The organism is Bifidobacterium thermophilum (assembly GCF_037482445.1).
Taxonomy (GTDB): domain Bacteria; phylum Actinomycetota; class Actinomycetes; order Actinomycetales; family Bifidobacteriaceae; genus Bifidobacterium; species Bifidobacterium thermophilum_B.
Map to the genome: position 1 here is coordinate 82,972 of NZ_JBBHLY010000009.1, position 9,827 is coordinate 92,798.

At 63.8% G+C, this 9,827-nt stretch carries 9 protein-coding genes; 1 reads left to right on the forward strand and 8 read right to left on the reverse strand.

The features are described from left to right. Window positions 1-94 precede the first annotated feature (94 nt). The 7 genes from WD012_RS06550 to miaB all read right to left on the reverse strand — a co-directional run bounded on the left by WD012_RS06550 (window position 95) and on the right by miaB (window position 7,824). On the reverse strand, window positions 95-331 hold the full coding sequence (locus tag WD012_RS06550; RefSeq protein ID WP_339562971.1) for a DUF3046 domain-containing protein: 237 nt from the start codon (window positions 329-331) through the stop codon (window positions 95-97). A gap of 127 nt (window positions 332-458) precedes the next feature. Beyond that, window positions 459-977, reverse strand: coding sequence for a helix-turn-helix domain-containing protein (locus WD012_RS06555; RefSeq protein WP_339562958.1), 519 nt, complete (start codon window positions 975-977; stop codon window positions 459-461). 66 nt (window positions 978-1,043) lie between these two features. Continuing rightward, window positions 1,044-1,592, reverse strand: coding sequence for a CinA family protein (locus tag WD012_RS06560; RefSeq protein ID WP_339562959.1), 549 nt, complete (start codon window positions 1,590-1,592; stop codon window positions 1,044-1,046). Further along, a complete protein-coding gene (pgsA, locus tag WD012_RS06565) occupies window positions 1,593-2,234 on the reverse strand; it encodes a CDP-diacylglycerol--glycerol-3-phosphate 3-phosphatidyltransferase (protein ID WP_339562960.1) in 642 nt (213 codons plus the stop codon). Window positions 2,235-2,315: 81 nt separating this feature from the next. After that, on the reverse strand, window positions 2,316-5,132 hold the full coding sequence (locus WD012_RS06570) for an FtsK/SpoIIIE family DNA translocase (protein ID WP_339562961.1): 2,817 nt from the start codon (window positions 5,130-5,132) through the stop codon (window positions 2,316-2,318). 49 nt (window positions 5,133-5,181) lie between these two features. Further along, window positions 5,182-6,267 (reverse strand): tRNA (adenosine(37)-N6)-dimethylallyltransferase MiaA, encoded by a 1,086-nt coding sequence (gene miaA / locus WD012_RS06575; RefSeq protein ID WP_339562962.1) that lies wholly within the window; start codon window positions 6,265-6,267, stop codon window positions 5,182-5,184. 90 nt (window positions 6,268-6,357) lie between these two features. Next, window positions 6,358-7,824 carry a tRNA (N6-isopentenyl adenosine(37)-C2)-methylthiotransferase MiaB gene (gene miaB, locus WD012_RS06580; protein WP_339562963.1) on the reverse strand — a complete coding sequence of 489 codons (1,467 nt, stop codon included), beginning with the start codon at window positions 7,822-7,824 and terminating at the stop codon, window positions 6,358-6,360. Between the two features lie 146 nt (window positions 7,825-7,970). Here miaB and WD012_RS06585 point away from each other — a divergent pair, with 146 nt between their 5' ends. After that, complete coding sequence (locus WD012_RS06585; protein WP_339562972.1) at window positions 7,971-8,654, forward strand: GTP pyrophosphokinase; 684 nt, start codon at window positions 7,971-7,973, stop codon at window positions 8,652-8,654. A gap of 122 nt (window positions 8,655-8,776) precedes the next feature. Here WD012_RS06585 and WD012_RS06590 read toward each other — a convergent pair. Next, window positions 8,777-9,827: thiaminase II/PqqC family protein (locus WD012_RS06590; protein ID WP_339562964.1), on the reverse strand; the 1,051-nt coding region annotated here is incomplete at its 5' end.

Consider the following 9,827-nt stretch of genomic DNA (forward strand, 5'->3'; position numbering starts at 1 on the left):
CATCACGGAATCGTGTCGTACGGTGACAACTATACCGCACTATACGAACAAATGTTCGAATACGCCACACTGGTCCGACCGGGACGATTGTACGTCACCGGCCTGCGGGGAGAGGCGGCGCATTGTGGTCTTTCCCCCAGCGTTTGGAATCGGGGATATCCATCTGGTCGCACAGCACATTCCATACGACACGCGGCTCCTCCCCCGCGTCAAGTGCCTCGACCACCGTCATATCGCCAAGCTTGGGCAACCGCTGGTCCCGTGACAGGCTCCGGCCGTACACACGGCCGAACACCTCCTCCAGTAACTGCCAGAATTCACGTTCACGCACGTTGCAAGTCTCGCACACCCACGCTACATCCGCCAGGCCGGCACAAGCCGGTATCAGCGGCATACGGCCCCTGAATACTGCGATGCCTCCCCACCGCAATGGGGAGGCATCGCATAGTCACGCCCGATCAGGCATGAACGGAATCAAGATAGTCGGCGACCATACGCAGCATCTGCGCGGTGCTCAACCCGAGCGAGGCGGCAATGGAGCTGAGCAGCTCGGAACTCGCCTCTTTCTGGCCACGCTCGACTTCCGACAGGTACCCGAGCGATACGCCGGCCTTCTCGCTGACCTCACGCAGGGTCTTGTGGTCGCGCGTCCTCAGATCGCGCAGAACATGCCCGATCGCCTCGCGGAGCGAGACGTCCTTGGTCTGGTCGGATTCCTCATGCCGGCGGACCGTGGCGCGGGCCCTGGCGTGGTCGGCATCCTCTTCCTGCCACATGCGGTTGAGCGCGGACTGGCGCTCATCCTTGGCCTTTTTGGCGGCACGCGCACGCAGCACCTGCTGCTGGGCGAACATGACAGCACGGCGCTGTGCCGGAGTCAGATCACGCATACGTGCCGACTGCGCGGTCCGGGCGGAACCGGCATCCCCTTCGGTCTTGGTTTCCATCATCTCGTTGGTCCGGGTCATCGTTTCCATCTGCGTAACCCCTTTCGGCTTGGTGTCGTTTTCGCTACACCATGAACAACCTACGGCACGGCGAAATTATTCCTGTAGCCCAACTGTGAGCTGCCTCACATTCTTCAGCACGTGCCATACCGTCTGCTCACGCACCTGTTCACGGTCGCCATCCAGTCGCAGTTCCACTGCCGATTCGGTACGCTCCCCGTCCACAAGGCCCGCCGGAAGGGAACAGCCGATGTATACGAGCCCGGCAGGCTTGTCCCCGTCCGGCCCGGGCCCCGCGACACCGGTGGTCGACAGCCCGACCACGCGATCGCCGTACTCGTGCTGGCCATACAGGCGGACGGTCGCGGCCGCCATCTGGCGGGCGACCTCGGGATGCACCGCCCCCTCATGTGCCAGCAGATCGGCATCGACACCCAGGATCTTCGCCTTCGCCCGGATGTCATAGGTGACGGCAGACCCCAGGAACACGTCGGATGCCCCGGGGATGCGCACGAACGCGTCCGCGAGCAGACCGCCGGTCAGTGACTCGGCGGCTGCGACCTTCAGATCATGGCGTCTGCAATAATCCAGCACCTGCGCGGCGAGCTCGTCACGCCTGGCCTGGTCGTACCCGATACCCGGCATTCAGCGCCCCGCGGCCTGGCCGGCGTCCCGGCGCGCCTTGACGACACGGTAGACGTACAACGCCCCGGAATACAGGCACAGGAACAGCGCCACGTAAATCAGGAAGTTCGTGATGAACGCGTACACGTTCAGCGCGGTGGCATTCGTGATGAACGTATACGCCGGGACCAGCAGCATGCCCAGGCCGATGCACTGGCACAGGGTCTTGTACTTGCCGGCCTTGTCCGCGGCGATGACCTTGCCGCCGGTGTCGATAACGAAGAACCGCATGACGGTGATGCCGATCTCACGGACAAGGAACAGGATGGTCACCCACCAGAACACCTCGCCGAACACGGAGGCGACAATCAGCGTCGAGCAGATCAGCAGCTTGTCCGCAATCGGATCCATGAGCTTGCCCAGCTCGGTGACCTGGTTGTACTTGCGGGCCATCCACCCGTCGAGCTTATCGGTCGAGGCGGCGATGATGAACAGGATCGCGGCCGCCCAGCGCATACCGATGCTGTGCGCGCCCTGCGGCCCTGCCGCGATATCCAGCCCCAGGAAGACCAGCACCAGTACGATACGCGTATAGGTGACGATGTTCGGCGGGCTGTTCCACCCGTCCAGAAGCGATGGTTTGTGTTCACGTTCAGTCTGCATACCGTTCACCTTACCTCTTGTACACTACCGGTTCATGAATACGCGCTGGGTATTCGCCGCCAACGAATCCTTAGCCACACGTCACGCCTCGTCGGGCGCGTCACCGGCAGGCGCGGCGTCCGGCGCGCCCAACGATGAGGTCTGCCCCTTGATGAACGCGAGGACCTGGGGCAGATCCTGGGGTTGGACAAGCACCTCCCTGGCCTTGGATCCTTCGGAGGGGCCGACCACCCCGCGCGATTCCAGCAGGTCCATCAAGCGGCCGGCCTTGGCGAAGCCGACACGCAGCTTGCGCTGGAGCATCGAAGTCGAACCGAACTGCGTGGTCACCACCAGTTCCGCGGCCTGGAGCAGCACATCCATGTCGTCGCCGATATCCTCGGTCGGGTCGACCGTATGCTGGTCCGCCTCCTTGGCCATCTGCTCGATGTCCTCACGGTAATGCGGCTTGCGCTGGGTGCGCACGAATTCGACCGCCTTGCGGATCTCGGACTCACCGACCCACGAGCCCTGCACACGGATCGGTCGCGCCTGCCCCATCGGCAGGAACAGCGCGTCACCCTGCCCAATCAGGGTCTCGGCGCCCGTCGTGTCGAGGATCACGCGCGAATCCGTGGCCGACGAGGTCGCAAACGCCAGACGTGACGGGATATTCGCCTTGATCAGGCCGGTCACCACGTCAACTGACGGGCGCTGGGTGGCGAGCACGAGATGCACGCCGGCCGCACGCGCCAACTGGGTGATGCGCTGGATCGAGCTTTCGACATCGTTCTTGGCGACCATCATGAGGTCGGCCATCTCGTCGACGACCACCAACAGGTACGGGTACGGGGCCACCTTGCGCTTCGAGCCGGCCGGGGCATGCACCTTGCCTTCCATGACCGCCTTGTTGAAGTCCTTCATATTGCGGAAACCGAAGAACTGCAGGTCGTCGTAGCGGGCGTCCATCTCCTTGACCACCCATTCGAGCGCCTGCGCGGCATGCTTCGGGTCGGTGATGATCGGCGTGAGCAGATGCGGGATTCCGGCGTATGCCGACAATTCGACGCGCTTGGGGTCGACGAGGATCAGACGCACCTGCTCGGGCGTGGCGCGCATGATGATCGACATGAGCATCGAGTTGATGAAGCTGGACTTGCCCGAACCGGTCGCGCCGGCGACCAGCAGATGCGGCATTTTCGTCAAGTCGGCGGTCACGAAATGCCCCTCGACATCCTTGCCGACGCCGGCGAGCATCGGATTGGGGTCGTTGCGCGCCTTGTCGGAACGCAAGACGTCGCCGAGGTGCACGATCTCACGGTCAACGTTCGGGATCTCGATGCCGATGGCGGACTTGCCCGGGATCGGCGAGAGGATACGCACGTCGGAGCTGGCCACCGCATACGCGATATTGCGTTGCAGATTGGTGACCTTCTCGACCTTGACGCCCGGCCCGAGTTCGACCTCGTACTGGGTGACGGACGGCCCGCGCAGGAAGCCGACGACCTTCGCATCGACCTTGAACTGTTCGAAGGTGCTGGTCAGGGCGCGGATGACGTTGTCGTTGGCGGGCGTGCGCATCGCATGAGGCTTGCCCTTGACCAGCATGTCCAGATCAGGCAACTGGTATGGGGCGTTCTCATCCGGCGTCACAGGGACGGCAGGGGCGTCCGGGGCGTCCGGATTCCCGTCGCCCTGCGGCTCGGGTTCGGCCCCATACGCCCCTTCGGCATGGGTATCGGCCGGGTTGCCCGGCACGGCGGCACCGTTGCCTGATTCACGGGCAGCGACCGTCGCCCACGGGTCAGCGCCCGTCGACGGGACCGGTACGATGGCAGGCGCCGGCACATGAGACACCGGCGTCGTCGCCGGCACATCGGCACCCAGACCACCGGACGAGACGCTACGCGGGGCGGCGATCATGGTCTCCGCCGCTTCACCGTGCCGTTTGGCCGCATGGGAGAACGCCTCGTCACCGGCGTATTCGTCGAGCCGCCCGTCGTTGTCTTGCCTGGATTTCCTGTGGAACAGCCGTGAGAACAGGCCGGGCCGGCGCTCATGGCCACGCGGGTCCTCCTCGTCGGAACCGTCATGGGCGGGAACGCCTTCAGCCATCTGCATAACGTCGTCGCCGACACGGATCTCGTTGGGGAACTGACCATCGTCTTCGCCGCCTTCCGGCCCGTCCTGGACGGTGTCGCCGCGGAACCGTTCAGACAAAGCCTGGAAGCGTTCCGGAAGCTCCTCGACATGCGTGCGCGTGATCATCAACAGCGAGAACAGCGCGACGATGACGAACACGACGATGGCGAAGGCCTTCGACAGCCCCCATGCCAACGGGGAGCCGAGCAGGAAGCCGAACATGCCGCCGGCGTTCTCCAGCACATCAAGGTTGAACCCGCGCATATCCGAAGCTTTCGCGGCATCGATGATGGAGCAGATCGCCCACAGGAGCAGCGCCCATCCGGTCACCACCCGCGGATTGTCGGAGCCCTTGCCGGCGTTGCGCATGAGCCGGAACGCCACAATCGCGAGGAATACCGGAAGCACGACGCTCATCACGCCGAACGCGCCCGCGGCGATGGTATGCAGGACGCGCCCCAGTGCCCCGTCGACCCGGAACCATTCCGAAGCACAGAACAGGACCGAAAGAATCACCATGACAAAACACAAGCCGTCACGCCGGTACGTGGGATCGTATTCACCGACACCGGTCAACGCCCGCACCGCCGCACCGAAGCCACGGGGGATGGCGAGCAGGAGCTTCCTCCACAGCGGCTCCTCGCCGGCGAGACGCTCGTCATCGGACAGAACGCGGGTGCTGGCGGCATCTTCGCCCTTGGTACGTTTCGATGACCCGCTCGCCCTGCGGCGGGCCTGGGGTTTCTGCTCTTGGGAAGAGGATGAGGTTCGTGCCATAACGATTCGATTCTAGCGAGCGGCGGTCACATCACCGGCAAGTCGGGGCTCAGCCTTGGATATCGCCGAGATGATGCTGGGCATATTCATCGGCATGGGCGTCGATTGCGTCATACTCCCCCGCGTCGGCATGGTCGATGATCGCCATCGCGTTGTCCAACAACGCCGGGTTGAGCGCCTCAAGCCAATGGATCCTGGGGTCGCGGCCGAACCATCCCATCTGCTTGCGGGCCAGCCGACGGGTTTTCTGCGCGATGTCGAAAAACGCGTCATCCTCGTCCCAGATGCCGTCCAGATAGTCGATGATCTGCTGGTAGCCCAGCGCACGCCCCGCGGTGAATCCCAGATGCGGCCGCAACCGGCGCACCTCGTCGACGAACCCATGCTCGCGCATCGACTCGGTACGCTGCATGATCCGTTCGTCAAGCTCGCGGCGCGGCAGATCAAGCCCGATCTGCACGCTGGGAATCACATAGCGGTAGCGTGGCAGGCTCGCCGAATACGGGCGCCCGGTCACCTCGATGACCTCGAGCGCGCGGATGGTGCGACGCGGATTATGCGGATCCATGCGCGCGGCCGCTTCGGGATCCTTGGCCTTCAGCTCCTCGAACAGGGCGGCGGCACCCTCATCATGTTCGCGCTGTTCCAAACGCTTGCGCACCTCGGGATCCGTGCCGGGGAAGGAGATGTCGTCGATCGCCGCGCGCGCGTACAGGCCGGATCCACCGACCAGGATCGGTCTGATGCCTTGCGCTTGCAGGTCATGGATGCATTCGCGCGCCAGGGTCTGGAAACGGGCGACGCTCATCGTGTCATCCGGGTCGATGATGTCAAGCAGATGGTGAGGGACTTCCGCCTGCTCCTCGGCGGTCGGTTTCGCCGTACCGATATCCATGCCCCGGTACATCTGGTAGGCGTCCGCGTTGACGATTTCCGCGCGCTCGCCACGATCCGCGAGGGCTTTCGCAATGGCGATACCGAGTCCCGTCTTGCCTGAGGCCGTAGGGCCGACGATCGAGACGACACGCGGGACCGAGGCGCCTGCGGACACGGTTGGTGACTGCCCGGAGCACTCCGGCAGCCCGGAATCCTTCTGTTCTCCCATCGGTTCGCTCTCGCCGTCCGCTTGCCGCATACGCGCCTCCATGTCTGTCGTTTCTCTCCTCCACTGTACTCATGGCACCCACCGCTCGCCCGACGCTACAAGGGCCAGGCACCCCGCTATTCAGCCGCGACGCACCCGGTATGTCTGTCCCGCGGCCGGATCGGGGTCGGCGATGAGATTATGCTCGCCGGCATGGGTGACGGTCGCCGTCACGAAATCGCCGACCTGCGGCTGCGGGCAGCCTTCGGGCACGCCGATATGCACCAGCGCCCCGGTGCGCTCACGGCCAGTCACGCGATGTGTTTCATCGTCCTTCTTGCCGTGGGTGCCCGTGACCATGACCTCCACATCACGCCCTTCGAACTTGTCAAGCTCCTCCTGGGTGATCCGTTGCTGAAGGGCAAGCAGGCGGTCGAAACGCTCCTGGACGACCTGCTTGGGGATCTGCTCCATCGCGGCGGCCGGTGTGCCCGGGCGCGGGGAGTATTCGAAAGTGAACGCCGTGGAAAACCTCGCCTGTTCGACCACGTCGAGCGTACGCTGGAAATCCTCCTCGGTTTCCCCGGGGAACCCGACGATGATATCGGTGGAAATACGGGCGTCAGGCATCGCCTCACGCACCTTGGACAGGATGGTAAGGAACCGTTCGGTGCGGTACGAGCGCCGCATGGCACGCAACACGCGGTCGGAGCCCGATTGCAGCGGCATATGCAGCTGATGCATGACATTCGGCGTCTGGGCCATCGCGTCGATGACATCGTCGGTGAAGGCGGCGGGGTGCGGCGAGGTGAACCGCACGCGTTCCAGCCCCTCGACCTGCCCGCAGGCGCGCAACAGCTTGGAGAACGCGTACCGGTCTCCCATCCCGTAACCGTAGGAGTTGACGTTCTGCCCTAGAAGCGTCACTTCTTTGGCGCCGTTCGCGACACATTCGCGCACCTCGGCGAGCACGTCGCCCGGACGCCGGTCGTGCTCGCGGCCGCGGGTGGTCGGCACGATGCAGAAGGTGCAGGTGTTGTTGCATCCCACCGAGATCGACACCCACGAGGAAATGCGCGACGAGCGGGCCGCCGGCAGCTGGCTGGGGAAATAGGCCAGGTCGTTGGCGACATCGATCTGCGGCTCGCCGGTCGCCCGTGCCTGGTCCAGCAGGCGAGGCAGCGAGGCGATGCTTTTCGTACCGAACACCGCGTCGACCCACGGGGTACGCTTGGCGATACGTTCGCGATCCAGTTGCGCCATGCACCCGCCGATGGCGATCTGCACGCGCGGATTCGCATGCTTGTACCGCGCCCAGCGGCCGATGGTGCCATACATGCGTTCGGCGGCATTCTCCCGCACCGCGCAGGTATTCATGACCACAAGATCAACGTCATGCCGTTCGATCTGCTGTTCGGTCGCCGGCACGTAGCCGTCCTGTTCGAGGACGCCGGCGATACGCTCGGAATCATGCACGTTCATCTGACAGCCGAGCGTACGGATATAGAACACGCCCTTGCCGCGACCATCCGGTCGGTTGTCCCCTGCCTGTCGCCCGGCAGCCGGTCTCGAGGCGCGCTCCGCCTCGGTCATCATCGCTTCATCCATAACCGCCGATTGTAACGTCCGGTCGGCACACCGGCGGCGCCGCCCATCCCCGGCATGTCGCCGTGGAATCCGACGTATCCGGGAACCCCACGCTATCATGGTCAATCGTGATACTTGACCGACATAACCGCATCAATACCGGAGAGATGAAAGCGCGGCTGGGCGATGTACAGCTCGGCGAACGGTTTCCCGCCGAGGAGATCACCGAGTTCATCGACCTCATGCAGGTCTATGAAGGCGCGATGTACGAGATCAGCACGAAGCTGGAGATCCTCGACAGCGAGTTCCAGGTGAGGTTCTCCCATAATCCGATTCATCATATGGAACGGCGACTGAAGTCGGTGGATTCGATCATCGGCAAGCTCGAGCGCAAATCGCTGCCGATCAATACCCGGTCAATCAAGGACAACCTGTTCGATGTCGCCGGTATCCGCGTCATCTGCAATTACCGTGATGACGTGTACTCCGTGTCGAACTACCTGTCGGCGCAATCGGATATCCAAGTACTGCGCGTCAAGGATTACATCAAGAACCCCAAGCAGAACGGCTACCGCAGTCTCCACGTGATCTACGCCGTACCGGTGTTCCTGTCCTCCGGCGCGCATTACACGCCGGTCGAAGTGCAGTTCCGCACCATCGCGATGGACTATTGGGCGAGCCTGGAGCATCAGCTGCGCTACAAGTCGGACCTGCCCGATGCCAAGCTCGCCGAGCATTCGCAGACGCTGCTCGATTGTGCCCGCAGCCTGCAGAACATCGAGGCGCAGATGCAAGGCATCCACCGCGATATCACCGGGGCGCCACGCGTGGAGGAAGCCCCGCAGGCCTGATTCGCGCCGACGCGATGCCTGTTGCGCCCTGCTTGCCCTGCTTTGCCGGCAGAGTACAACAGGCCTGTTGCGGTAGAGTGGGCCGCTACCGCAACAGGCCAGGACCAGAGAGCCCTTGGATTCTAGAATCCGAGCGCGGGACGGGTGAGCCCCTGTTCGAAGAAGCGGAACTCATGCTCCGATGAGACCAGCGCCGCGTGCATCATATGCTCGTATTCGTCGATGGACGCCTCAGCCGCCAGCCGGTCGCAGATCTGGACTTCGCGCAGCGTGCTCTCGGTGAATTCCGGGTCGGAATACATACGGATCCACTCACCGAAAGGATGCGTATCGACATCGATATGCTTGGCGCGAACCTGCTCGCGCATCTCCTTGCCCATCGCGGCATACAGCCAGAAGCAGGGCATGACCACGGCGGCGAGCCGTGCATACGAACCGGAATCCGCGACCCGGTGCTCGTGGCCGATGTAGGCCGCGGTCACTTCGGAGCGGGATGTCGGTGAGGGGTCGAACCCATGCTTGACGAACCAATCATGGTGGAACATGACCTCGGAATCCACGCCGCCGGAGGCCGCCTGCGCGAAGAACACCCGCTCGTCCAGCCGTTCGGCGCGAGAAGAGGCGAGCGCCAGCAGCGAGGTGTAATCGGTCAGGTAGATGTCATCCTGATGCAGGTAGAATGCGAAATCCTCCAATGACAATGTGGCGTCCACCATGCTGGTGATGAAACGCATGCCATGGATCCGTTCGCGGATCGGCCGCACCCGATTCCAGTAATCGGCACTGAACCGCAGGCCGGTGGGCGCATGCTGCCACGTGAAATCGACCGGCCCGTGCCCTTTGCCGACATGCAGACGGTCGGCGGCGGCGATTGCTCCGTTCATCCATGTTTTCGCACGGCGTGCGGCCTGCTCCCACGTGTCGCATTGCGGTCGCAGCGCGGCGAGCGTGCTGGACAGGGTGTCGCCCGTGCCGTGGACGTTGTGGGTGCGCACCGCCCTGCCTTCGATTCGCGTGGTATGGATGCCGCCGGGACCGTCGGACGGTTCCGCGAGGATATCGGTGCTCGACGTGCTGCCGGCGAGCGCGAGCGCGCCGCCTTTGGCGTAGACGGCCACACCATATCGTCTGCACACCTCGCCCGCCATGGTTTCGAGCGTGTCGATATCCGCG